Origin of the sequence: Sphaerisporangium dianthi, from assembly GCF_042654065.1 — a bacterium.
Taxonomy (GTDB): domain Bacteria; phylum Actinomycetota; class Actinomycetes; order Streptosporangiales; family Streptosporangiaceae; genus Sphaerisporangium; species Sphaerisporangium dianthi.
The window spans coordinates 138,721-163,788 of the sequence record NZ_JBHSFP010000003.1 but is presented as its reverse complement, the minus strand read 5'-3'; the positions used below and the strand labels follow the sequence as shown (position 1 = coordinate 163,788).

13 protein-coding genes are annotated in these 25,068 nt (G+C 74.9%); 4 read left to right on the top strand and 9 right to left on the bottom strand.

Features of this window, described 5'->3' with window-relative positions:
* Nucleotides 1-295 precede the first annotated feature (295 nt).
* Both ACFO60_RS06790 and pcaDC read left to right on the top strand, forming a co-directional pair.
* Nucleotides 296-2,050, top strand: a complete 1,755-nt coding sequence (locus ACFO60_RS06790) for a lyase family protein (protein WP_380838315.1) — start codon at nucleotides 296-298, stop codon at nucleotides 2,048-2,050.
* Nucleotides 2,047-3,276 carry a bifunctional 3-oxoadipate enol-lactonase/4-carboxymuconolactone decarboxylase PcaDC gene (pcaDC, locus tag ACFO60_RS06785; RefSeq protein ID WP_380838313.1) on the top strand — a complete coding sequence of 410 codons (1,230 nt, stop codon included), beginning with the start codon at nucleotides 2,047-2,049 and terminating at the stop codon, nucleotides 3,274-3,276. The genes ACFO60_RS06790 and pcaDC overlap by 4 nt, the downstream gene beginning before the upstream one ends.
* 121 nt (nucleotides 3,277-3,397) lie before the next feature.
* On the opposite strand, the gene ACFO60_RS06780 is transcribed toward pcaDC, so the two are convergent.
* The 3 genes from ACFO60_RS06780 to ACFO60_RS06770 form a co-directional block, all read right to left on the bottom strand.
* Nucleotides 3,398-3,604, bottom strand: coding sequence for a cold-shock protein (locus ACFO60_RS06780; protein ID WP_380838312.1), 207 nt, complete (start codon nucleotides 3,602-3,604; stop codon nucleotides 3,398-3,400).
* 350 nt (nucleotides 3,605-3,954) lie between these two features.
* Nucleotides 3,955-6,972, bottom strand: coding sequence for a glycoside hydrolase family 2 TIM barrel-domain containing protein (locus ACFO60_RS06775; RefSeq protein WP_380838310.1), 3,018 nt, complete (start codon nucleotides 6,970-6,972; stop codon nucleotides 3,955-3,957).
* Between the two features lie 197 nt (nucleotides 6,973-7,169).
* Nucleotides 7,170-10,364, bottom strand: coding sequence for a BTAD domain-containing putative transcriptional regulator (locus ACFO60_RS06770; protein WP_380838309.1), 3,195 nt, complete (start codon nucleotides 10,362-10,364; stop codon nucleotides 7,170-7,172).
* A gap of 243 nt (nucleotides 10,365-10,607) precedes the next feature.
* On the opposite strand from ACFO60_RS06770, the gene ACFO60_RS06765 reads away from it, so the two are divergent.
* Nucleotides 10,608-12,560, top strand: a complete 1,953-nt coding sequence (locus ACFO60_RS06765; RefSeq protein ID WP_380838307.1) for a hypothetical protein — start codon at nucleotides 10,608-10,610, stop codon at nucleotides 12,558-12,560.
* Between the two features lie 68 nt (nucleotides 12,561-12,628).
* Here ACFO60_RS06765 and ACFO60_RS06760 read toward each other — a convergent pair whose 3' ends face one another.
* From ACFO60_RS06760 to ACFO60_RS06745, 4 genes are read right to left on the bottom strand one after another with little or no spacing between them, the layout of a single operon-like run.
* Nucleotides 12,629-16,294 (bottom strand): AMP-binding protein, encoded by a 3,666-nt coding sequence (locus tag ACFO60_RS06760; RefSeq protein ID WP_380838306.1) that lies wholly within the window; start codon nucleotides 16,292-16,294, stop codon nucleotides 12,629-12,631.
* Between the two features lies 1 nt (nucleotide 16,295).
* A complete protein-coding gene (locus ACFO60_RS06755; RefSeq protein ID WP_380838305.1) occupies nucleotides 16,296-20,426 on the bottom strand; it encodes a non-ribosomal peptide synthetase in 4,131 nt (1,376 codons plus the stop codon).
* Nucleotides 20,423-21,502 carry a TauD/TfdA family dioxygenase gene (locus ACFO60_RS06750; RefSeq protein WP_380838304.1) on the bottom strand — a complete coding sequence of 360 codons (1,080 nt, stop codon included), beginning with the start codon at nucleotides 21,500-21,502 and terminating at the stop codon, nucleotides 20,423-20,425. The genes ACFO60_RS06755 and ACFO60_RS06750 overlap by 4 nt, the downstream gene beginning before the upstream one ends.
* Nucleotides 21,499-22,926 carry an MFS transporter gene (locus tag ACFO60_RS06745; protein WP_380838302.1) on the bottom strand — a complete coding sequence of 476 codons (1,428 nt, stop codon included), beginning with the start codon at nucleotides 22,924-22,926 and terminating at the stop codon, nucleotides 21,499-21,501. Before ACFO60_RS06745 ends, ACFO60_RS06750 begins: the two co-directional genes overlap by 4 nt.
* Nucleotides 22,927-23,660: 734 nt before the next feature.
* Here ACFO60_RS06745 and ACFO60_RS06740 point away from each other — a divergent pair.
* On the top strand, nucleotides 23,661-23,846 hold the full coding sequence (locus tag ACFO60_RS06740; RefSeq protein ID WP_380838300.1) for a hypothetical protein: 186 nt from the start codon (nucleotides 23,661-23,663) through the stop codon (nucleotides 23,844-23,846).
* Nucleotides 23,847-23,961: 115 nt separating this feature from the next.
* Here the strand turns inward: ACFO60_RS06740 and ACFO60_RS06735 are convergent, their stop codons facing one another.
* A complete protein-coding gene (locus tag ACFO60_RS06735) occupies nucleotides 23,962-24,105 on the bottom strand; it encodes a hypothetical protein (protein ID WP_380838298.1) in 144 nt (47 codons plus the stop codon).
* Complete coding sequence (locus tag ACFO60_RS06730) at nucleotides 24,102-25,034, bottom strand: hypothetical protein (protein ID WP_380838297.1); 933 nt, start codon at nucleotides 25,032-25,034, stop codon at nucleotides 24,102-24,104. The genes ACFO60_RS06735 and ACFO60_RS06730 overlap by 4 nt, the downstream gene beginning before the upstream one ends.
* Nucleotides 25,035-25,068 lie beyond the last annotated feature (34 nt).

Sequence of the window (25,068 nt, the reverse complement as noted above, 5' to 3'; positions counted from 1 at the left end):
TGCCCTCGGCTGACGGGAAGGGTCTCGTCGCCCTCGGCTGACGGGACGAATCTCCCTGCCTGGGGCGCACGGGAAGAGTCTCCTCTCCCCCCAGCTCACGCTGACGGGACGGGCTTCCCTGCCTTCGGCTCACGCTGACGGGACGGGTTTCCCTGCCCTCCGCCGGCGGGGCGGGTTTCCTCATCTTCGACTGACAGGACGGCTCGCTTTGCCTTCGACTGACGAGACGGGCCCGGATCGCCCGGTGGGCCGGCCAGGTCCGGGCGATCCGGGCGATCCGGGCGATCCAGTGGACGTGGGGCTGCTCGCACCGGTCTGGGCGGGTTCGGCGGTGGAGGCGGCGACCGGGGACGCCGCGTTCGTCCGCGGCATGCTGGACGCCGAGGCGGCGCTCACCCGGGCACAGGCGGCGACCGGCCTGGCTCCGGCGTCCGCAGCCGCCGCCGTGACGGCGGCAGCGGCCGAGACCGGCCGTTACGACGTCCGCGACCTGGCCTTGCGCGCCCGGTCCGGCGGCAACCCGGTCATCCCGCTCGTGGCCGACCTCACCGCCGCGGTCGCCGCCCGCGATCCCGATTCGGCCCCGTACGTCCACCGTGGCGCCACCAGCCAGGACATCTGGGACACCGCGCTGATGCTCGTCGCCGGCCGGGCCCTCGCGCCGGTGCTGGCCGACCTGGACCGTGCGGCACGGGCTCTGGCGGAGACGGCCGCCGCGCACCGCGACACCCCGATGGCCGGTCGCACGCTCACCCAGCACGCGGTGCCGACCACGTTCGGGCTCAAGGTCGCCGGCTGGCTGACCCTGGTCGCCGGGGCGCGCGACCGGCTGGCGGCGGTCCGAGCGGCCCTGCCCGCCCAGCTCGGCGGCGCCGCGGGCACGCTCGCCGCCTTCCACGCCTACGGGGAACGACCGTCCACCGGCGGAGCGGTCGATGGCCCGTCCGCGGACGGCGACGTAGGGGACGGCGATACCCGTGGTGTCGGCAGGAATCACGGCAACCGTGATGTCGGTGAGGAGGCCGATATCGGGAAGGACACCGATGTCGGCGAGGAGGCCGATGTCGGTGAGGACGGCGATGCCGGGGATGTCGGGGTGCGGCTGCTGGGCGCCTTTGCCGCCGAGACGGGGCTGGCCGAGCCGCCGCTCCCGTGGCACACGTTGCGCGCTCCGATCGCCGACCTCGCCGGAGGGCTCGCGTTCACCGCCGGAGCCCTCGGCAAGGTGGCGGCCGACGTGCTGGTGCTGTCGCGCACCGAGATCGGCGAGGTCGCGGAGGGCGTGGGCGGCGGATCCTCCGCCATGCCGCACAAGTCGAACCCGGTGCGGGCCGTGCTGATCGCCGCCGCGGCGCGGCAGGTCCCCGCGCTGGCCGGTGTGCTGTTCGGCTCGCTCGCCGCCGAGGACGAGCGCCCCGCCGGCGCCTGGCACGCCGAGTGGCAGCCGTTGCGGGAGGTCCTGCGCCTGACCGGCGGCGCCGCCGAGGCTGCCGCCGAACTGGCCGAGGGCCTGCGCGTGCGTCCAGAACGCATGCGAGAGAACCTGGGGCTGACGAACGGCCTGGTGGCGGCGGAGCGCCTCACCATCGTCCTAGCCGGAGTGATCGGCCGGGACCGGGCCAAGCAGGCGGTGACCCGCGCGTCCCGCCGGGTCTCCGAGGAAGGCGTTCCCCTGGCCGAGGCCGTCGCGGCCGAGCCCGACGTCGCAGCGCTCCTGCCAAGAGACCACACCACCCCAGCCCAGGACAGCTCAGCCCAAACCGGAGACACCACCGCCCGAGCCACGGCCGACACCGCCCCAGGTGAAGACGACGCCGCCCGAGCCGGCACCGCCCCAGTCCAGGACAGCACCGCCCAAGCCAGGGCCGATGCCACCTCAGCCCAGGACAGCTCAGCTCGAGTTGGAGTCGGCGCGGTCCGCGCCGGGGAGGGGGCTGCGCTGAGCTGGGAGGAGCTGCTCCGGGTTGCCGATCCGGCGGGGTATCTCGGATCTGCCGGCGCCCTGGTGGATCGGGCGCTGGCCACCGCTTCGACGGAGAGGACATCATGATCGCCGCCCCGCGCCTGCTCGGTCACCTCGTGGACGGACCGGACGCGGCGCCGCCGCTGGTGCTCGGACCCTCGCTGGGCACGAGCCTGGCCGTCTGGGAGCCGCAGGTGCCGGTGCTGGCGCGCCACCACCGGGTCGTGCGCTGGGACCTCCCCGGGCACGGCGGCTCGCCCGCCGGCCTGTTGCCCGACACCGCGCCGGGCGCCACCACCGTCGCCGACCTCGCCCGGCTGGTCCTCGACCTCGCCGACGCGCTCGGCCTGGACGCCTTCGCGTACGCGGGCGTCTCCCTCGGCGGGGCCGTCGGCGCCTGGCTCGCGGTCCACCACCCCGAGCGCGTGAGCTCGCTGGCCATGGTGTGCTCGTCGGCCCGGTTCGGCGAGCCGGAGGCCTGGCGCGAACGCGCGGCCCTGGTGCGGGCGGAGGGTACGGCCCCGGTCGCCGAGACCGCCGCGGCACGCTGGTTCACCCCCGGCTTCGCGGCCGCGCCGGCCGCGCTGGCCCTGACGGCGGACCTCCGCGCGGCCGATCCGGAGGGCTACGCCGCCTGCTGCGACGCGCTGGCGGCCTACGACCTGCGCGCCGACCTGGCGCGCGTGACCGTGCCGGCGCTGGTCATCGCGGGCCGGGACGATCCGGCGACGCCGCCGCGCCATGCCCGCGAGCTGGCCGACGGCATCCCGGGAGCGTCGCTCACCGAGGTCGGGCACGCCGCCCACCTCGCGGGTGTCGAGCGCCCGGCTCCCGTCCTCGCCGCCCTGCTCGCCCACCTGTCCGCCGCCACCGCGCCCGGCCCCGGCCCCTCCGCCGGTGAGCCCGGTCGCCCGGAAGCCGGCCGGACCGGCGGCGAGGACTCGCGGTACGAGCGGGGGATGGCGGTGCGGCGGGCCGTGCTCGGCGACGAGCACGTGGATCGGGCCATCGCCCGCACGACGGACTTCACCGCGCCGTTCCAGGACTTCATCACCCGCTACGCCTGGGGCGAGATCTGGACCCGTCCGGGTCTGAGCCGCCGCACCCGCAGTTGCGTGACGCTCACGGCCCTGGTGGCGCGCGGTCATCTGGACGAGCTGGCCATGCATGTGCGCGCGGCGCTGCGCAACGGCCTCACTCCCGAAGAGATCCGGGAGGTCCTGCTGCAGGCGGCCGTCTACTGCGGCGTCCCGGCGGCCAACAGCGCCTTCGCCGTCGCCGACCGGGTGCTCGGCGAAGAGCGTTCACGCTGATGAGCAGCCCGTAAGATCGCCGATCACCACCCGGCGGGACGCCACCTCGAAAACGCCACCTCGAAAACGAGCCGGGGCCCGCACCTTTCGGTGCGGGCCCCGGCTGCTGTGACGTGCTTCGTCAGGCGGGAACGATGTTCTCGGCCTGCGGGCCCTTCTGACCCTGGGTGACGTCGAAGGCCACGCGCTGACCCTCACGCAGCTCGCGGTAGCCGCCCTGGGAAACGATGTTGGAGAAGTGGGCGAAGACGTCGGGGCCGCCGCCGTCCTGCTCGATGAAGCCGAAGCCCTTTTCCGAGTTGAACCACTTCACGGTGCCAGCTGCCATGTCGATCTCCTTCAGATAGCAGTCGCCGGAACCCGCCCTGTGCGGATTCGTCGTCGCCGCGTGTAAGCCCATCCGGAGATGACCGGTAAACAAAAATGCACCTGAAGGAATGCCCGTCAGGTGCACGCAAAGTTCGCATGGGTACCACAACTGCAACTGCGTACACACTAGCACAGCTTACCGGCCCCACCCCTCAACGGATGTTCAAGAGCGCGTCCGCTTCCGCCCGGCTCGCGGCCCCCGCGACGGGGCCGCTGATCGGCCCAGGTGAGAGACGTGGTCCCTGCGCGTCGACGTGGCGATCGCGGACCGGTGGGACCGGTGGGACCGGTGGGCGATCGGCCGGCGGGTCACGACCGGCCTTTCGCCGGCTCGGCGGACGAGGTCAGGCGCAGTTCGAGGGTCGCAGGGGCGAGCCGCAGCTCGTGCCGGTCCGGGAGCGCGGGCCCGCACGACGCCGAGCCGATGCCGCGTTGCGCGAGGTCGACGTGCAGGTACAGCACGTCCTCCGGCTCCAGGGACCCCTCGTGCGGCGTGCCCGCGAGGCGCTGCGGCGAGTAGCGCGTCGCGGTGAACGCGAAACGCGGCTCGCCCGCGATCCGGATCCCTCCGGCGGGCCCGGCGGACTCCACCCAGGCGACGTCGACGCGCTGCCCGTTCTCCTGCGGCCTGGCGTAGGGCGTGTGCAGGTCGCCGACCGCGCCGCCGTGCCGGCCGAACCTCGCGGCCGCCCGGGTGTCGGCGTACGCCTCGCCGGGGCCGCCGCCCAGCCAGGTCACCGAGTCGAACGCGGCGGGCAGCCGGAAGGTCCAGCCGAGCCGGGCCACCGGGAACCCCCAGGAGCCCTGCGGGGTCACGCTGATCGACACGGCCAGCGTGTCCCCGTCGGCCCGCCACAGGTAGCGGGTGAGGACGCCGTCGCGGAGTCCGGCCGCCGCCGTCCTGACCGTGAAGGCGACCCCTCCGGGTTCCTCCTCGGCGGAGACCACCCGGTGGGTGAGCCGGTGCAGGCCGAGCGCCTCCCACACGGCGGCGGTGGTCACGCCTTCCGGGCGGTGGCCGAGCCGGTCGTTGTCGGTGGGCGCGCGCCAGAGCTCCAGCCTGGGGCCGGCGACGGGCGTGCCCGCCAGCTCGCGAAGCTCGCCGCGCGTCAGGTCGAACACGGCCGCCCCGAGCCGCAGCAGGTTCCCCTCCTGCCGGACGGGCCCGACGCCGCCCGGCGTCCCTGCCCGGCCTGTCCCGGCGGCCTCGTGCCCGGAGCCCGGGGCGGCTCCCTCCGCGGGCGGGCCGAGGGGGATCTGGCCCCACGCGACCTCGTGGCCGGCGGGAGCCCAGCTGGTCCCGGCGGCCAGCCGGGCGCTCAGGTTGAGCATGGAGGTCCCGGAGCCGGCGAGGGCCGCCGCGTCGGCGGGCACGTCCAGCTCGGCGCTCTCCCACGGACCCAGCTCGGGCACGGCGAGCGCGCCCTTGCCCGTCTCGACGCCGTCGACCTCGACCGACCAGGTGAACTCCAGGTGGGAGACGCCGATGTGGTCCTGGACGTTGCGCACGCTGAGCCGTCCCGGGCCGGCGGCCTCCATGCGCACCGGTTCGATCACCTTCGCGTACTGCGTCATGCCGGGCGAGGGCGTCCGGTCGGCGAACATCAGCCCGTCGCACACGAAGTTGCCGTCGTGCGGCGACTCGCCGAAGTCGCCGCCGTACGCGTAGATCGTCCTGCCCCGGTCGTCGGTGGTGGCCAGGCCGTGGTCGATGTACTCCCATACGAACCCGCCCGCGCACCGGTCGCCGGACTCCAGCAGCTCGCGGTACTCCAGCAGCCCGCCGGGGCCGTTGCCCATCGCGTGCGCGTACTCGCACAACAGGTACGGCTTGCCGCGCCTGGCCGCGTCCTGGGCGGCGTCCGGCAGCGGCGGCTCGGCGCGCACGGCGACGGCGGCGACGGACTCGGGCGCCGGGTACATCTGCGACCACACGTCGCTGTAGCGGGTCTCCTGGTCGCCTTCGTAGTGCACGGGCCTGCCCGGGTCCGCCCGCTTGGCGAAGGCGTACATGGCCGCCAGGTTGGCGCCCGTGCCGGCCTCGTTGCCGAGCGACCACATGACGATGCTCGGGTGGTTGCGGTCGCGGGCCACCATGCGGCGCATGCGGTCGACCAGCGCCTCCCGCCACATCGGCTCGGCGGACGGGTTGCCCTGCCATCCGCCGGACTCGAAGCCGTGGGTCTCCAGGTCGCACTCGTCGATCACGTACAGCCCGTGGCGGTCGCACAGGTCCAAGAAGTGCGGGTGCGGCGGGTAGTGCGAGGTGCGCACGGCGTTGACGTTGTGCCGCTTGAGGATCAGCACGTCGTCGAGCATGTCCTGAGAGGTGAGGGCGCGCCCGCGCTCGGGGTGGAACTCGTGGCGGTTCACCCCGCGCAGCAGCACCTTGCGGCCGTTCACCAGGAAGGCTCCGCCGTCGATCGTCACGCGGCGGAAGCCGGCCGCGACGGTGACCGTGCCCGCGCCGGTGGAGACCACCGCCTCGTACAGCCGCGGCGACTCGGCGCTCCACGGCTCGACGGGGCCGGCCGCCAGGTCCTGTCCGGTGCGGCCGGACAGGCCGAGTTCGGCGATCTCCACGGTGGCGGGCACGTCGGACTCCACCCGCAGCACCCCGTGGCCGGTGGCCGGCTCGTAGTCGGCGTGCACGACGATGTCCGAGGGCGCCCCCGCGGGCAGCAGTTCGAGGACGACCGAGCGGTAGAGGCCCGACAGCCACCACATGTCCTGGTCTTCCAGGTAGCTGGACGCCGACCACTGGTGCACCCGCACCGCCAGGACGTTGTCCCCGGCCACGACGTGGGCGGAGACGTCGAACTCGGCCGGCAGCCGGGACCCGACGACCAGGCCGAGCGGCCGGCCGTTCAGCCACACCGCGGCGGTGGAGTCGACGCCCTCGAAGCGCAGCACGACCCGCCCGCCGGCGGCGACGGCGTCGAGCCAGCCGGCGGCGACCTGGAAGCGCCGCCGGTAGGAGCCGGTGGGGTTGTCGCCGGGCACGTGCGGCGGGTCGACGGGGAAGGGGTACTGAATGTTGGTGTACCAGGGGCGGCCGTAGCCGTGGAGCTGCCAGTGCGCGGGCACGGGCAGCTCGTCCCAGCCGCCGTCGTCGAACCCTGGCTCGGCGAACCCGGGCGGCGCCCCGGCGGGCCGCCCGGCCCAGTGGAAGCGCCAGGGCCCGTCGAGGGCGACGCGCGGCCCCGGGCCGGGGAGCGCGGCCCGGGGGGCGCGGGTGCCCACCGGCGGGCCGGTCCAGTTCAGGTAGGGGGGCGAGCCCTCGGGTGACAGATCATCGGAGATCAGGGCGGGCACATCGTGCGGCACTGTTGGTCCTCTGGTCCTCGTCGGTCGTCGTCGGTCGTCTCGGCAGTCAAAGGGGATGAACCGGTACAGGATGACGCTAACGGGCCGCGCTCGCCGGTGCTAGAACAGCCGGACCCCCGCTGGATCGTCTCTGGCGCCCACGAGCCCGCACGCGCGGCGGCCGCCGCGGACCGGCGTCCAGGACGCGGGGCGCGGGGTCAGCCCGGCTCGGGCCGGAGGTGGGCGAGCGCCGCTTCGGCCTGGCGGAACAGGAGCACCGCCCCTTGGGCGCCGGCCACGACCATCGCCTGCCGCAGCGACAGCGACGCCTCCCCCGCGCCGCCGCCGGACGCGAGGATCGCCAGCGCGCGCAGGTGCAGGTTCCTGGCCTGGAAGGCGCGTTCTCCGGTCCTGAACGCGATCTTCTCGGCCTCGTCCAGCCGCGCCAGCGCGTCGAGCGGCCGGTCACGCCCGAGCTCCTGCTCGGCGAGCATGCCGAGGAAGCAGGGCCGGTTGAGGAGCGTGCCGGTGCGGGCCAGCTCGTCCAGGCCCTCCTTGAGACGGGCGATGCCCTCCTCGGCGTCCCCCAGCTCCGCCTCGGCCCAGCCGGCCAGGACCGACCCCATCACGCTGATCGGAGTGATGGAGTACCGGCTCACCCGCTCGAGGGCCGCGTTGGCGCGCCGCCAGGTCAGGTCGGCGTCCCCGCGCAACCACGCGAGCCGCGCCGCGAAGATCAGGGCCAGGCCCTCGGGCACGGGGTCGTCCAGTGTGGCCACGCGTTCGCGCGCCTCCTCGTCCAGGCGGCCGGCCTCGCCGTCGTCCCCCCGTAACGCGGCGGACAGCGCGGCGATGGACCTGCCGTGCACCCGCGGGTCGTTGAACCGCAGGGCGGCCGCCACCTCCCCCGCGCGGTCGGCGAGGTCGACGCTCGACGTCAGGAGCTTGCTCGCCAGGTGCTGGTCCCCCCGGAAGAACGCGATCATGCCCCGGCCGTGGACGGCGGCGAGCCCGGCCAGGGTGTCCTCGGTGTGCTCGGCGAGGTCGAGGGCGACGCGTTCGGCCTCCTCCAGCCGGCCGCCGTTGATCGCCGCGACGCACAGCCCCCACGTCGCCGGGACCCACTGGGCGCTCGGCAGCGCGCTGAGCGTGGTGAGGTCGCGGGCGCGCACGAACGCCGCGCGCGCCTGCGCGCTGGCGTACCCGTGCCTGCGGGCGAGCAGCGCGCCGAGGCGCACCTGGATGCGCAGCTCCTGGTCGATGCGGTCCTGCTCGCCGGGCAGGGCCCGCGCCAGTTGCAGGGCGCGATCGAGCAGCGTCTCGGCGTGCTCGTGCGCGAGGGTGCTCTGCGCCCGTCTCGCCGCGGCGAACACGTGCGGGAGCGCGGCCACCGGGCCCGCCACCGGCCACGCCTCCCACAGGTGGTGGGCGACCTCGTCGACGTCCGCGCCGGACCGCAGCAGGGCCAGCCCGATCTTCTCGTGCAGCCGCGCCCGCCTCACCTGGCCGAGCCGGCCGTACACGGTCTCCCTGACCAGAGGGTGCGCGAACCGGTAGCGGCCGACGGCGCAGGGGTCCTCGAGGAGCAGGCCGGTGACGACGGCGGTCTCCAGGCTCTCCAGCAGCCGCTCCTCGTCCAGCCCGGCGACGGTGCTCAACGGCGCCATGCCGAACTCCTGCCCGGCGACGGCCGCGATCGAGAGCACCTCCCGGGCGGAGTCGGGCAGCCGGTGCAGGCGGCGGCGGATGACGTCCCGCACGCCCGCCGGGACCTCGCGCTCCAGCCTGCGGCGGATGTCCTGGTCGCTGAGGGCGCGCTCGCTGCGCAGCATGCGGACGAGCTCGGTGACGAAGAAGGGGTTGCCGCCTGTGCGTTCATGGAGGACGGCCAGCAGTTCGGGCGACACGGCGCTCTCGGTGCAGTTCTTCACCAGCATGGTGACGTCCTCGATGTCCAGCGGGCCGAGCTGCAGCCTGCGCGTGCGGCGCTCCCTGACCAGGGACGCCAGCAGGCCGCTCACCGCGGCGGCGTGCTCGTCGTCGCGCAGCGTGGTGACGAGCAGGACCGGCGAGCGCCAGAGCTCGGCGGCGAGGTAGGCCGTGAGCTGTATCGAGGGCGGGTCGGCCCAGTGCAGGTCCTCGAACACCAGCGTGAGCGGCCGGCGTTCCGCCAGCTTGACCACGACGCGGGCGATGGCGTCGTAGATCGGGACGCGGATGTGCTCGGAGTCGGCGCGCCGCAGGTCCACATCGGCGGGGACGGCGCCCTCCACCAGCGTGGGGACCAGCAGGGCCAGCAGCGGCGCGTGCGGGCGGGCCGCCTCGGCGAACGCCTCGGGCTGCTCCTCGGCGAGCCGCCTGAGCAGCTGCACCCCCAGCCAGTACGGCGGCGTCGCCGCGTCCTCCACCGCGCGGCTCCACACCACCAGCGACCCGTGGGTCTCGGCGCGCGCCGAGACCGCCTCCGCCAGCCGGGTCTTGCCGATTCCCGGCTCGCCCACCAGCAGAAGGGTGCGTCCCTCTCCGCCGAGCGCGGCCTTCAGGTCGGCCTCGGCGAGGGTCAGCTCCAGGCCGCGGCCGATGAGCTGCTCGGCCGGCGGGGAAGGGGCGCGTTCCCGGAGGGTCACCGGCTCGGGCACGACCGGCTCGGGGTCCAGGGAGGCGGACTGGCTGAGGATCTCGTCGAACCGCCGGCGCAACGCCGGGCCGGGGTCGATGCCGAACTGGTCGGCCAGCGCCAGCCGCACCCTGTGGAAGGCGTCCAGGGCCTCCGACTGGCGCCCCGCCCGATACAGGGCGAGCATGTGCAGCGCCACCAGGCTCTCCCGCAGCGGATGGCCGGCCGTCAGCGTCTCGAGCGCCTCCAGCACCTCGTGGTGGAGGCCGAGGGCCAGCATGCTCTCCGCGTGGGTCTCCATCGCGACCAGGCGCAGGTCGCCGAGCCGCTCGGCCTCCTGCCGGGCGAACGCGTACTCGGCGAGGTTCTCGTACGGCGTCGCGCGCCACAGGCCGAGCGCGCCCGACAGGGCGGCGCGGGCGTCCTCGGGCCGCCCTTGCGCGAGCAGCCGCCTGCCCTGCTTGACGGCGTCCTCGAAGACGAGCGCGTCGACCTGGTCGCGGGCGACGGCCAGCATGTAGCCGGGCGGCTGGGTGACGATGACGCGAGGAGCCTCGCGCGGGCCCCTCGCGGGCTCGACGATGGTGCGCAGGTTCGACACGTACGCCTGCACGGTCCCGGTCGCGGTGGGAGGCGGGGAGCACTCCCAGAGCTCCTCGATGATGCGGTCGAGGGATACCACCTGGCCCGCGCGGGTGAGGAGCACCGCGAGGACCGCTCGCTGTTTCCGGGGACCGAGCGGCAGCGGCCGATCCTCCTCGGAGACCTCGAGCTGTCCCAGGACGCGGAACTTCATCGAACCCCCTTGGGCGGCCATACCGTTTGTGTCCATGCATAGGCGGTTCACGTCGCCGGAACAAGCGGATATAAGGCCATTCATCTGGACATGCCGCCTTTCTGTGGCGCCACAAGGCGGTGACCGGCCCTAACGAGCTACTAAAACTTTAAAGCGTCTTCCAAGGCGCCCCGAGCAGGCTCTGGTCCGGGTGCGCCACGCGCCCCTCGGGGACGGGATCGACCGACGCTACGGAGGAAGGCTGTGAGCGGGGCAGGGGCACAGATGGAGATGGCCCGGATCGCGGGCGGCGACCTGGAGTCGTCGTTGCGGGCCGGTGAACGCTCGCTGCACACCGAAGGCGACCTGCGGGCCGGCCGCCGATGGTTCGACACCGCCTACCGTGCGGCGCAGCACCGGGGCGACGGGGAGGCGATGGCCCTCGCCGCGCTCGGGCTCGGCGGCCTGTGGGTGCACGAGCACCGCACGTCCGCCGACGCGGCGACGGTACGGGTGCGGCAACGCCACGCGCTGTCACTGGCCGACCCGGCGTCCTTGCCCGCGCTACGCCTGCGGGCCAGGCTGACCGGTGAGGAGGACTACCGCAACGGCGGGCATTCCGCGACCCTGGCCATGGTCGCGCAGGCCAGGCGGGCGGGCGACCCCGTGGCGCTCGCCGAGGCGCTCAGCCTGGCCCACCACTGCGTGCTCGGCCCGGGACACGAGGCGCTGCGGCGCCGCCTGGCCCAGGAGCTGATCGAGGTCGCCTCGATCAGCGGCCGGCACGGGGACCTGCTGATGGGCCTGCTGTGGCGGACGGTCGACGCCTTCACGGAGGGGGACCCGCACGTCGAGCGCCGCCTGGAGGAGCTGCGGGCCCTGCTCGCCCGGCGCGACCACCTGGCCGTCTCGTTCGTCCTCAGCGCGATCGAGGTGATGCTGAGCATCCGCCGCGGCCGGCTCGACGAGGCCGAGACCCTCGCGGCCGCGTGCGCGGCCCGAGGCGCCGCCGCCGGCGACGCCGACGCGGTCGGCTGGTACCAGGCCCAGCTCGGCACGATCCGCTGGTACCAGGGGCGCGCCGCGGAGCTGGTCCCCGTGCTGACGGAGCTGGTCGGCTCGCCCGACCTCAGCGCGATGGACAACTCCACGTTCGCGGGCCTGGCGGTGGCGGCGGCCTCGGCGGGCGACCGTCACCTGGCGTCCGCCATGCTGGCCCGCCTGCGCGGCCAGGACCTGGCCGACCTGCCCCGGTCCAGCACCTGGCTGATGTCCATGTACGGGGTGGTGGAGACGGCGCACCTGCTCGCCGACACCGAGACCTCCGCCCAGGCGTACGCCCTTCTCGCGCCCTTCGCGCACCTGCCCGTGATCGTCAGCCTGGGCGTCGCCTGCCTCGGATCCGTGCGGCACTGCCTCGGGGTCGCCTCGCTCACCGCCGGCGACCTGGACCGGGCCGTGGAGCACCTGCGCGCGGCCGTCCAGGGCAACCTCGCGATCGGGCACCGCCCGGCCGTCGTCCTGTCACGGGCGCGCCTCGGGCAGGCGCTGGCGCTGCGCGACGGGCCCAGGGACGAGGAGGCCCACCGGCAGCTCGCCTTCGCCGCGCAGGACGCCGAGGCCCTCGGCATGACCGTGCCCGGCGGCGGGGGACGGGGCTTCACCGCCCGGCCCTTCTCCGGCCGGCGAACGACGGCGGCCCGGTGCCGGCGGCGCGGCGAACAGTGGGTGGTCGAGCTGGGCGGCCGCACCGTGGTCGTCGACCACAGCGTCGGCATGCGGCACCTTGCCGAACTGCTCGCCAACCCGGGCTACGAGATCCCCGCCGCCGACCTGGCCTCAGGTCCTCGCGACCGGGACGCCGAGTCGGCCAGGGAGTCCGACCAGCCCGTCCTGGACGAGGCCGCCAAGCGCACCTACAAGCAGCGGCTGTCCCGCCTGGCGGAGGAGATCGAGGAGCACGAGGCGATGAACGACCTCGAGCGCGCCGCCGCCGTGCGCGCCGAGCGGGACTGGCTGGTCGCCGAGCTGACCTCCGCCGCCGGCCTCGGCGGCCGCGGCCGCCGCCTCGCCGGGGACGACGAACGCGCCCGCATCGCCGTCGGCAAGGCGATCCGCCGCGCGCTCAACCGCATCAGCGAGGCCGACCCCGTCCTCGGCGGCGAGCTCCGCGCCACCGTCCATACCGGTCTCCTTTGCTCCTACAAACCCGGCTGACCACCCGCCAGAGCCCCGCCGGCGCGCTGTCGTGTCAGCGCGCCGGCGGGGCCCGGCCTTGCGCGCGGTCAGCCCAAAAGGGCGTACGGCTCCGCGCGCAAGGAGTGCGGCCCGGCCCGCAGGGCGGTGGCGAACGCCTCGCCGACGGCGCGGGCCGCGGCCTCCGGCACCTGGTCGGTCCGGTGGGCCAGGCGCACCTCGCAGCCGCCGCCGTCGTCCGGCCAGACCCCGGCGACCAGGTCGCAGGTGGCGTCCACGGCCTCGGGACGGCGGAACTCCGCCGCGCAACCGGCCAGCCGGAGCTCGGGCCTGCGGTCGTGCAGGCTGAACATGACCCGGTACAACGGGTTCGACGTGCCTTCCCGTACCGGGTTGACCAGCTCGACGACCTCGCTGAACGGCACGTCGGCGGCGGCGAGCGCCTCCCCTGCGGCGTCCCTGGTCTGCCTGATCAGCGTGCCCGGGTCTCGGGCCAGCCCGGGACGGAGCCGCACGCACACCGTGTCGATCAGGCAGGTCAGGGCGTCTTTGAGAACCGGGCCGCCGCGCCGCGCCACCGGGGTGCCGACGGCCAGGTCGCCCTGGCCCGTGAGCCGGTACAGGACGTCGGCGTACGCGGCGAGCAGCACCGCGAACCGGGTGGTGCCGTGTTCGTGGGCGGCGCGGTCCCAGACGGCCAGCTCGGCGGCGGTGACGCGCCAGGACAGCCCGGCCGCCGCGCCCACCGGCCCGGCGGGGGCCTCGGGTGTCGCCCGCATCCTGGGGACGTCCAGGGCCGCCGACGGCGACCGGCCCTCCTGAGCCGCCGAGACCACCGGTACCGCCGAGGCGGCCGGGATCGCCGGGATGGCCGGTCTGGGGAGTCCGCGCAGGGCGGAGCGCCAGTACTCGCGCTGGGCGGCCAGGTCCGCGTGACGGAGTTGCCGCCGATACTCGGTGACCACCCGCGCCAGCGTCGGAGCGGGCCGCTCCCACGGGAACCGGCCGCCGCCGGACCGCCCTGCGCTTCGCGGCCGGTCCGCCTCGGGACCGCCGTCCTTGATCCGGTCCGCCAGAGGACGGCCCGCCTGACCGCGGGCCTCGTCCAGCCGGAACCGGTAGGCGGCGGACAGGTCGGCGCACAGGACCTCCTGAGACCACTCGTCGAAGGCGACATGGTGCACCGCCAGCGCGAACAGCGTCCGCCCGGTGTCGCGGGCCCGCACGAGCCCGGCCCGCCACACCTCGCCTTCGTCCAGGAGCAACGGCCGGGTGAGCGCCGCGTCCAGCGCCTGCCAGGCGGCATCCTCGTCGGGCGCGCCGGTCAGCACCTCCCAGCCGGCGGGGATGCCGGCCCGCGGCGCGCGGCCGGTGGACGCGCCGGCGGCCACGACCGCCAGCGCGTCCTCTTCGACGACGTACCGCGCGCGCAGCGCCTCGTGCCGCTCGGTCACGTCCTGGACCGCGCCGGCCAGCGCCCACTCGTTCACCGGACCCTCCAGCCACCACGCCAGCCGGCACAGGCCGGAGACGTCGTCGGGGTCGATCAGGTGCCTGAGCAGGAACCCGACCTGCATCGGCATCAGGGGCACGCGGCGAGGGTCGACCGTGTCCCCCGGCTCGGCCCGCGCGGTCTCCGCGGCCAGGGCGCGGTCCAGCCACGCGGCGAGCGCGGCCACCTCGGGCGTGCGGAACAGCTGCGATATCGGGACGGTCGCGCCGAAGCGGGCCTCCACCCGCGTGCACAACCGCATCGCGGCCAGCGAGTCGCCGCCCAGCGCGAAGAACGGGACGTCATGCGGGACGGCGGGCAGATCGAGCACCTCGGCGTACACGGCGGCCAGCTCATCCCGCGAAGAGCCCGGCGCGGCGACCGGCCCCGGGTCACCGCCGGGCGCCGCGGCACCCGGCCCGTCACCCGCGGGGACGACGGCATCCGGCCCGATCGCCGCGGGGGTGGCGGCGTCCGCCCGGTCTCCGCCGGAGGCGCCGCCGCTCGCGGCGGCGCCCGCGCGGAGCCGGCCGGCGGAGGTGAGGTCCAGCAGGGCGCGCTGGTCGAGCTTGCCGGTCGGGGTCAGCGGGATCCGCCGGACCTCGCACACCTCGTCCGGCACCAGGTACCCCGGCAGCCGCGCACGGAGCAGCGCGGTCACCTCGGCCGGGCCGATGCCGTCGCCGGCGCCCGTCTCCACTCCCCCGGCGGTGCCGGCGCCACGCTCGGCGGAGCCGTAGGAGGAGCCGTCGCCGGCGCGGTAGAAGAGCACCATCCGCCGGAACGTCCCGCCTTCCTCCACCGGTACGGCGGCGCACCAGCCGACCTCCGCGATCTCGCCGGCCGCGCGCTCGATCTCGGCGGGCTCGATCCGGTTCCCGCGGATCTTCACCTGGCGGTCCGCCCGGCCCGCGAAGTGCAGCAGGCCGGTGTCCGACCAGTGGCCGAGGTCGCCGGTGCGGTAGACCCGCGTGGGGACGCCGTCGATGTCCACCGTGGTGAACCTGCCCGCCGTCAGGCCGGGATCGTTCAGGTAGGCCACGGCCAGGCCGTCGCCGGCGATGCAGATCTCGCCTCGCCGCCCCACCGGGCAGGGCCGGTCCCCGTCGAGGACGTGCACGGCGGTGTTGGCCACGGGACGGCCGATCGGCACCTGCGCGTGCGCGTCGAGGTCCTGCCTGGTGATCGGGTGGGTCGTCGCGAAGATCGTGCTCTCGACCGGGCCGTACGCGTTGAGCAGGCTGATGCCGGGGTGATGGTCCAGGAAGCGCCGCACGTGCGGGACCGACAGGCGCTCGCCGCCCGTCATGACCTGCCGCACGCCGTCGAACGCCGCCGGGTCCTCGTCGACGTAGAGGTTGAACAGCGACGCGGTCAGCCACAGGGTGTCGACGCCGTGGCGGGCCACCATCTCGCGGAGCCGCCCGGGCAGCAGGTGCTCGCCGTGGACGAGCACCGACGTCCCGCCGTTCATCAGCGTGCTCCACAGCTCCAGGTTGAAGGCGTCCCAGGGCAGCGGGGCCGCCTGGGGCATGACCGTGTGCTCGTCGAAGACGGCGAACTCGCAGTCCTGGAACAACCGGACGGTCCCGCGATGCGGCGACACGACGCCTTTGGGCGCGCCGGTCGTGCCAGAGGTGAAGAAGATGGAGGCGGGCGCGTCCCCGGACACGGCCACCGGCTCGTGGGTGCGCGCCGTGGCGGCCACCTCGGCGAGGCCGGCCGGCGGCGGCACCCAGACCGGCACGGGCCAGTCCCCGCCGCCGCGCCCCTCACGGCCGCCGGATCCTGCGGATCCGCCCGGCACCCCGGGTCCGTTCGGACCAGGACCATCAGGTCCGCCGGAACCATCAGGTCCGCCGGGGCCGCCGGGGTCGCCGGGGTCGCCGGGAAGGAGGGGGTCACCGGCGACCACGATCGAGCCGCACTGCCGTGCAAGGGCGGCCAGCCGGCCGGCCGGCCACCGGGGGTCCAGGGCGCCGTACGCGGCGCCCCGCTTGAGCACGGCCAGCAGCACCGCCACCAGCCGCGCCGACCTCGGCATCACGACCGGGACCATCGTCCCGGGCCCGACGCCCAGATCGGCCAGGCGCACCGCGTACTCGTCGGAGGCGGCGTCCAGCACGCCGTAGCTCACGTGGACCTCGCCGTCGATCAGCGCGACGGCGTCCGGACGCCGGGCCGCCTGCTCCCGCACCAGCTCATGGATGGTGTCCACGCGATACGGCCGCGCCGTCGCGTTCCATCGGGGGTCGGGCCGCATGTCAGCACTCCCATCCTTCCTGGCAGGTGCCGAGCAGCGTCGCCAGCCGCTCGGCGAGCACGGCGACGGCCGGAGGGCGCATGACCGTGTGGTGGTCGCCGGGGACCAGCTCGACGCTGAGCCGCGCGCCGGCGAGCCCGGTCCAGCCGAACGCGACGTCCTGCCCGGCGTCCAGCTCCCGCACCGGCCGGTACAGCACCACCGGGTGGTCCGGCGGAGCCTCGAGCGTGAACGTGCGCAGGTACTCGTGCACGGCCAGGATGTTGTTCTTGTAGACGTGCAGCAGCCAGCCGAGCTGCTCCGGTCCCGCGTCGTGCGGCAGCACGTCGTGGCGCCGGGCGAGGTCGAGCAGGTGCCGCAGCCGCTGCTCCTCGGTGAGGTCGGCCAGGTCGGCGCGGGTGTCCTCGATCCCGAAGTGCCAGGCGAAGCGCTTGAGCAGGGTCGTGTCGTCCAGGTCCCCGGCGTCGCCCTCCTGGGCCCGCAGGCTCTCGGCGGCGGTGGCCGGGGACTCGCTGTCGATGAGCACCAGCAGGCCGGTCCGCTGCCCCTGGGCGCGCAGCACGCGGGTCATCTCGTAGGCGATGATCCCGCCCAGGCACCATCCGCCGATGAGGTACGGTCCTTCGGGCTGGATCCGGCGCATGCGCTCCACGTAGCGGCGGGCCATCTCGGCGAGGGTCGGCAGGGGTTCTTGGACGCCGTCCAGCCCGAGCGACTGCATCGCGTGGAACGGCTGGTCGGCGCCCAGGTGACGGGACAGGTCCCGGTACCCGAGCGCGGTGCCGCCCCCGGCGTGGACGCAGAAGAACGGCCGCCGCGCGCCGAGGGGCTGGATCGGCACGGTGATCGGGTCCCCGGCGGCGCCGTCCCGGCGGTCCCGGCCTGCCCCGGCGTCCGCGCGCAGGAGGCGGGCCATCGCCTCGATCGTGCCGTCGGTGAACAGGGACGCGAGCGGAAGGTTGTGCCCCGTCCGCTTGCGGATCTGGGCGATGAGCCGGACGGCGAGCAGGGAGTTGCCCCCCGCTTCGAAGAAGTCGTCCGTGACGCCCAGCGGGCGGGTGCGCAGCGTGTCCTGCCAGATGGCGAGCAGCCGCGCCTCGTCCTCGTCCCGCGGCGCGACGACCGGACGCCCGTGCGTCTCCGCCGCGGGCGCGCGCTCGCGCAGGGCGGCCCGGTCGACCTTGCCGTTCGGGGTGAGCGGCAGCGCGTCCAGCGTCTCCGTCACGGCGGGCACCATGTGGTCGGGCAGGCGTTCCAGCAGGAACTCCCGCAGGCCGGCGAGCTCCACGGGGCCGGAGGCGCCGCACGCGCGGCGCGCCACCGTGTACGCGACGAGCTGCCGGTCGCCGGCGGCGTCCTCGCGGGCGAGCACGGCCACGTCGCGTACCCGCGGATGGGTCCGGATCACGGCCTCGATCTCGGCGGGCTCCACGCGGAACCCGCGCACCTTGACCTGGTCGTCGACGCGGCCGATGAACTCGTGCGCGCCGCCGGGCAACCGCCGGACGCGGTCGCCCGTGCGGTACATGCGGGCGCCGGGCGCGCCGCCGGCCGGGTCGGGGACGAACCTCTCCTCGGTGAGGTCGGGCCGGTTCAGATAGCCGCGCGCCACCTGGGGCCCGGCCACGTACGCCTCGCCCGGCACCCAGTCGGGGACGGGATTGCCGGACGGGTCGAGCACCAGCACCCTGGTGCGGCCGAGCGGCCGGCCGATGGGCACCGTGCGGCACCGCGGGTCCAGGCCGTCGGCGGTGACGGCGTGCGTGGTCGCGCCGACGGTCGTCTCCGTCGGGCCGTAGTGGTTGATCACCGCGCAGGACGGCGCGAGCGACTCGACCCGGTCGACCAGGTCCGGCTGGCAGGGTTCGCCGCCGAGCACGAGGGCGACGCGGGGCAGCAGGTCGCTCGGCCGCGTCGCCGCGTCCAGCAGGGCGCGCAGGTGGGAGGGGACGATCTTCATGCGGTCCACCTGCGCCCGCCGGAAGTAGGCGGCCAGCGCGTCGGGGTCCGAGGCCCGGTCCTTGGAGATCAGATGGAGCGTTCCGCCGTTGCACAGCGCGTGGAACAGCGCCGTGTTGCCCAGGTCGGAGGCGAGCGAGGAGACCATGGCGAAGCCGCCCGCGACCGGCGCGCCCAGGGCGGCGGTCACGCCGGCCACATAGTGCGCGAGCTGGTCGTGCTCGACGACCACTCCCTTGGGCGTCCCCGTCGTCCCGGAGGTGTAGATCACGTACGCGGGCCCGTGACGGTCCGGCGGCGAGGTGGCGGCCGAGTCCTCCGCCGGGCCCCGTGTCGCGTCCGGAGTGTCCCCGGGCTCCGCCGGTGCGAGAAGCGCGCCCGGAGCGGCCGCGGCCGTCGCCGGTTCGCGCAGACCGTCCAGCTCGATCGGGGACGATCCGGCGGGGAGCCGCCCGGTCAGGTGCGCCTGGGTCAGGACCGGTCCCCCGCCGGTGTCCTCCAGCAGGAAGGCGAGCCGTCTGGCCGGGGTGACCGGCTCGATCGGCACGTACGCGGCCCCGGCCATGAGGATTCCCAGCACGCCCGCGATGGCGTCGAGCCCTCGGTCGGCGAACAGCGGCACCAGGTCCCCCGGCCGGACGCCGGCGCCGGCGAGCCGGGCGGCGACGCGACGGGCGCGGCCGTGCAGCTCGGCGTAGGTGAGGTGGTCGTCCTCGAAGGCCACCGCGGTGGCGTGCGGCGTGGCGGCGGCGTGCCGTCCGAAGAGCTCGTGCACCAGTGCGGGGTCGTCGCCTGAGACGGCGGGGCGGGGCTCCGGCGCGCCGGTCAGCCGCAGCAGGCCGACGGGCGTCCCGGGCTCTTCGGCCGCGTGGGTGATCAGCGTGGCGAGGGCCGCCGCGAGCTGGACGACGTCCGCGCGGTCGTACCGCCTCGGGCAGTGGTGCAGCGTGAGCCGCGCCGTCCCGGGTAGCTCGACGCAACGCAGCTCGAGCGGGTGGTGACCCGGACCGAGGTCGAGCGAGCCGACCGAGAAGGCGGGGTCGCCGGGCGGCGGCGCGGCGACGGCGTGGTGGGCGAACGCCACCGGGTGTGCCGGGAAAGACTCCTCGCCCGCGGGCGCCGGCCGGAGGTCGCCGGCGCCGGGGAGGTACCGGGCCGTGCGCAGATCGGCCTCCAGCCGCGCGGCCTGGCGGGCCAGGTCCTCGAACGGAAGGGTCTCCGGAACCTCAAGGGTCATGGGCATGTCCCGGGTCAGCGGCCCGGCCACCCCACGCGCCTCGGCCTCGTCGCGGCCGTCCACGGCGACGGTCAGGACCATCGACCGCTGCCGGGTGTAGCGGTGGAGCGTCGCCGCCCAGCACGCGGCGAGCAGCGCCCGTACCGGGACCTCCAGCCGCTCGGCGGCCCGCCGGGCCCCGCTCCACGCCGCCGCGCCGATCGCCACGGCCACCTCGCCGGTCCCCGCGGGCACGGCCGCGGTGTCGGGGAGCGCGGTCTGGAGCTGGAAGGGCAGGCGGGGCGGTCCCTCCCCCGCCGGGCGCGACCCGGCTCCGGCGCCGGCCGCCACCGCCGCGCCGCCGGTGAGGTCCGCGCTGCCGGTGCGGGCGGCGGCGACCTGGTCGGTCATCCATTCGGACAGGTCCACGTACTGCCACCGCCCGGCCTCGTCGGCCAGAGGCTCACCCCGGTACAGGGCAGCGAGCTCGTGGACGAGGAGTTCCATGGCGGCGGCGTCGGCGCACAGCAGCGGTAATCGCAGCAGCAGCGTGTGCCGGCGCGGGGACCGCCGGCACAGGGCCGCCGAGAGCAGCCCGCCGGCGGTGAGGTCGACCGGGGTGCGGGCCCACCGCGCCACCGGGTCGTCGTCCCCGGGCACGGGCTCGCCGGGGTGGAGGTCCGCGAGGGGCACGCCGGCCGTGGCGCTGATCACCTGTACGGGCAGCGTCAGGCCGGGGACGGAGTGGAACCCCGTGCGCAGGATCTCGTGCCGGCGTACCAGCTCGGCGATCGCCCGGCGCAGCGCGTTCCGGTCGAGGTCGCCGTCGATGTCCACGGCGCAGGTGATCGTGGGCGCGCCGGCGACGCCCGTGCGCGGCCAGGCGTCGCGCTGGTGCGCCGAGAGGGGGAAGCCCTCCAGCGCGGCCGGGCGGGCGGCCTCGAATGACGTGGTCACTTGCTGTCCTCCTGCTTGTCGCCGTCCGCCGGGGACACCGGGACGGGATTGGGGTCGGTCATGGCCACGAGCACCTTCCGCGGCCCCTCGTACGGGCGGCGGCCGTGGGACATCAGCACGTTGTCGATCAGCAGGACCTCGCCGGCGCTCCACGGCTCGGCGACGGTCTCGGCGTCGAACGCCTGCCTGATCTCCTCAAGCGCGGACTCCTCGATCGGGGTGCCGTCGCCGTACAGCGCGTTGCGGGGCAGGTTCTCCTCGCCGGCCGAGTCCAGCAGCGACTCGCGGACCTCGGCGGGAAGGCTCGACGGGTGGAACAGGTGGGCCTGGTTGAACCAGGCGGCCTCGCCGGTCACGGGGTGGTCCACCACCGCCTGGCAGACCTGCCAGGTGCGCAGCCGCCCGTCGGCGAACCACTCGTAGGCGATTCCGAGGTCGCGGCAGGTGCTTTCGACCTCCTCGCGGCGTTCGGTCTCGAAGGCCTGCTGCCACGACAGGTCCAGGCCGCCGCCGTAGTTGCGCACGTACCGCACGCCCCGTCCGGCGAACCGCGACCGCAGGGCCGGGTCGATGCGGCGCAGGACCCGGCGGCTGTCGGCGAGCGGCGTCTCACCGCCCGCGGCGGCCGGGTACTGGCAGTAGAACCACAGCTTCATCGGCCAGCGCGTGGAGTAGGCCATCTCGTTGTGCTGGGGGATGGTCTGGTCCGGCGGGTACTCCGTGGAGGTGTACACGCCGCCCTTCTCGCGGCTGCGCGGTGTCGACCCGTACACGTAGTTCAGCAGTTCGGGGGACAGGGCGCTGGAGACGGTCTCGAAGCCGGCGGCGGTCGTGACGTCGAACCGCTGGAAGCGGATCGCGCCGCGCTCCGCCAGCAGCCGCTCCACCCGGTCGCGGTTGTCCTGGAGCCAGCGCGCCAGGTCGACGCCGGGGACGTTCGGGCGGACGAGCGCCGACGGTCCCGCCGTGGTGTCGACGGTCACCAGGTCCAGATCGGTGAGCTGGATCGCGCGGCGCCGCGGTCCGCGGGCCGGCGCGCCGGCGGGCATGGCCCTGCCGGTCGTCTCAGCGGTCATGGGGTTCCTCCAGAAGTCGTGATGTCGGAAAGCGGTTCGGATGACGCCCCGTCCGGCGCGGGAGGCGCCCCGGGCCGCGTCGGGTGGGCCTCGGCCGGCGGCGGGTGCGCCCCGGGCGTCGGCAGGCGCGTCTCGGACGGCGGCAGGTGCGAGCGCAGCCGCGAGAGCGGGGAGACCAGCACGATGACGACGGGCCCGGCCAGGCCGGCGCCGGCCACGAGGACCGCCGTCCGCAGCCCGGCGTGCTCGCCGAGCAGGCCGCCGGCGAGCGCGCCGAGCGGCATCGTGCCGAAGACGAGGAAACGCATGGTCGCGTTGGCGCGGCCGAGAAGGCGGGGCGGGGTGATGAGCTGCCTCAGGGTGACCACCGCGACGTCGAAGAGGGGGACGCCCGCGAGCAGCAGCATCATGGCCGCCACGGCCCAGGCCACGCGCAGCGCGTAGGGCCCGTCCACCGCGGCGAGGAGCAGGCCCCCCACCGCGGTCGTCGCCAGGCCCGCGGTGAGCGTGGGCCCGAAGCCGATCCGCCGGATCAGCCTCTGCGCGACCGCCGCGCCGAGGACGGCGCCGAGGCTGCCGAGACCGAGGACCAGCCCGATCATGGCCGGGGCCAGCCCGATCTCCCTGAGGATGTACAGCACCAGGATGGCGAGCAGGATGTTGCCGAAGAAGTTGGCCACCGCGGCCGCCAGCACGTTCCACCGCAGCAGGGGGTGGCCGAGGACGAAGCGCATCCCCTCTCGCACCTCGCCGGCGACCGACCCGGCCCCGGCCCTCGCTCCCGCCTCGGATCCGGTCCCGGCACCTGTCCCGGCACCGGACCCGGTCATGGCCCCGGCGCCGGCCCGTACGGTCCGCTCGTCCACCTTGACCCGGCCGAGCAGGACGGCCGAGAGCAGGAAGGACACCACGTCGGCGACGATCGCGAACGACGCGGTCACCGCCTGCACCAGGACGCCGCCGAGTCCCGGGCCGACGGCCTCCGCGGACGCCCGGCTGATCTCCAGCTTGCTGTTGCCGTCGGCGAGCTGGGCGGGCGCGGCCAGGCTCGGCAGGAACGACTGGGCGGCGACGTCGGACACGACGGTCATGGACCCGACGACGAACGTGACGGCGTACAGCTGTTCCATCGTGAGCACGCCGAGCGCGGCGGCGGCCGGGATCCAGGCCAGCGCCGCCGCCCGCACCAGGTCCGCGCCGATCAGCAGCGGGCGCCGCCGGACGCGGTCGGCCAGCGCTCCGGCGAGGAGCCCGAACAGCAGCCACGGCGCGCGGCCGAGCGCGGCCAGCAGGCCCACCTCGAACGATCCGGCGTCCAGCGTCAGGACGGCCAGCAGCGGCAGGGCGACGAGGCTGACCTGACCGCCGATCAGCGAGATCGTCTGCCCGGTCCAGAACAGGCGGAAGTTACCGTCCCGCAGCACGCCCTTCCCGGGCGGCGCGACAGGCCCCGTCTCGCCGTTCCCCGCCGGCCCCGTCGCACCGTTGTTCCCCGCCGGCCCCGTCGCACCGTTGTTCCCCGCCGGCCCCGTCGCACCGTTCCCTGTCGGCTCCGACGCGCCCTCCCCCGTGGGCCCCGTCGTGCCGTCGCGCGGCGGTCCCGTGCCGGCCGCCCAGGGCGCGCGCCGTTCCCCCTCCGCGATCACACGCTGGTCCGGTTCCGCGATGTCCATCGCCCCGCCTCTCCCCCTTTGACGCGCCGACCCGTGAGGTGACGCGCGGAGCGACGGGCACGCCGATTCGCGCGGCGATGCCCGTGTCCCCTTCACGCCCCCGGAGGCCCTGTCGTTCGCCTCCCTGGGATAGGCGTTCCACCGTGTTCCATCGGCGTCGGCGCGGCCGGGCCGAAGTCCCGGTTTTCTCCGGCGCGTAACCCGGAGCGGCGGCCGGCGAGGACGCGAGCCGGCGTCCAGACCCTCGTGAACGGCGGGTTCCGACCGGCTTTCCGCAGCTTTCGGCCCAGTGAAAACCCTCCCGTCCCCCGGACCGGCGCCCACGGCGCCGCCCGGCGGCTGCCACCGCGGGTCCGGGCGGGTCATCCTGCCGCTGGTGCCGACGTTCCGCCCCTTCAACTGGAGGACGACGGGACGACGTCGCCGAGGTCGCCGGCCGCGCGGAGGCCGGCGAACACGGGCCGAACCTCGAAGAGCGCGAGGCCGTGCACTCCGAGCAGTGGGCGAAGTCCCTGCCGGCCACCGGCTTCATCGCCAAGTACGGCGCCGCCTCCGCCTACTCCGAGTACAAGACGGGCCATCCGGCGGCCGTCAACGACTTCGAAGTGGAGGCCAACCTGTGGTGGGGCGACTACGTCAAGTGGAACCCGACAGAGTTCCGGGCGCCCTAGCGATGCTCCGCCGGTCGGCCTGTCGTGGCCGGCCGGCCGGGGCGTGGCGGTGTCCCGATGCGGTCATGACCCCCGAAGACCCGCCGGCCGCCGGAGACGTCCGACGCTGAGGTGTTCACCCTTTGGCCCGCTTGGACCGGCGGGCCAAAGGGATCACCTCTCCGCGGACGCTCGATGATCGCCGCACGTCGACGCGGCCGGCGGTGAAGCGGCCGACGGTGAAGCGGCTGGTGGTGGAGCGGCTGGTGGTGGAGCTCATCGACGGTCCGGGCCGCGGGACGCGAACCGGGCGAACGGCTGGGCGTGCCGCCGCATGCTCTCGATGTGCGCCAGGTAGGGAAGGGTCCGGCGGGTGTCGTTGAGGAACCAGCGGTCCGCGATGGTGTCCCCGGATGCGTCCTCGACTGACTGGACGATCGACTTCCCGTCGATGACGGCGTAGTCGCGGATCATCCCGAGGTCGGTCGGCACACCGCGTTCGATGTCGGGTATCTCCGCCTCGATGAGGACCAGGACCTCGATGCCGAGGTCGGCATGCCGTCCCATCATCGTCCGCTGGGCGTTCGCCTCGGCGGCGGTGGAGTACCGGAAGATCCGGACACAGGTGCAGTCCGGCCGGGCGCAGGCCTTCTCCAGCTCCTTGCCCTGGGCGGTGTCCCAGATGGAGATGAAGCCCGGCGTCGTCACCGCCTGGATGGTGCTCGAGTGCCGGTAATGGTCGACGAGCCTGGCGTGCGAGGAGGGTCTGCTCAGCACGATGCCGTCGCGGTCCCATGCCGCCACCTCGTCGGCGAACTCGGCGACCCGGCTGCGGACCAGCAGCTCCAGGATCGGGTCCTGCCCGTCGGTGATCGCGTGGAGCTGCGAGCTGAGCCGCATGAGCTGGTGGGAGGTGTCGGCGGCCGGCTCCCCGGCGGGCGCGAGGTCCTCGAAGGTCTCGAGGTAGCGGAGGCGCCATGCCCGCAGGTCGACGTGCCCGGTGACGTCTCCCGGATCGCAGATCTCCACGAAGGGGGCGATCGTCGACCAGCGGGGCGTACCGACGCCGTTGAGGAGGTTGCCGATCGTGGCGCTGGCGATTCCGGTGTTCTCGGCGAGCGTCCGGTAGCTCGGACGGCCGGCCAGCCGGTAGACCTCACGGATCGCCTCGAAGAACGCCTGCCGGGGATCTTGATCTTCGACATTCACCCTGCTCAAGCTAGCAGTGCGTTCAACAGGGTCA

Bases quoted from the DNA above. Each gene is read 5' to 3' on its own strand.
- pcaDC (WP_380838313.1), top strand. From the start codon at position 2,047: ATGATCGCCGCCCCGCGCCTGCTCGGTCACCTCGTGGACGGACCGGAC.
- ACFO60_RS06780 (WP_380838312.1), bottom strand. From the start codon at position 3,604: ATGGCAGCTGGCACCGTGAAGTGGTTCAACTCGGAAAAGGGCTTCGGC.
- ACFO60_RS06770 (WP_380838309.1), bottom strand. From the start codon at position 10,364: ATGAAGTTCCGCGTCCTGGGACAGCTCGAGGTCTCCGAGGAGGATCGG.
- ACFO60_RS06760 (WP_380838306.1), bottom strand. From the start codon at position 16,294: ATGCGGCCCGACCCCCGATGGAACGCGACGGCGCGGCCGTATCGCGTG.
- ACFO60_RS06750 (WP_380838304.1), bottom strand. From the start codon at position 21,502: ATGACCGCTGAGACGACCGGCAGGGCCATGCCCGCCGGCGCGCCGGCC.
- ACFO60_RS06735 (WP_380838298.1), bottom strand. From the start codon at position 24,105: ATGAGCTCCACCACCAGCCGCTCCACCACCAGCCGCTTCACCGTCGGC.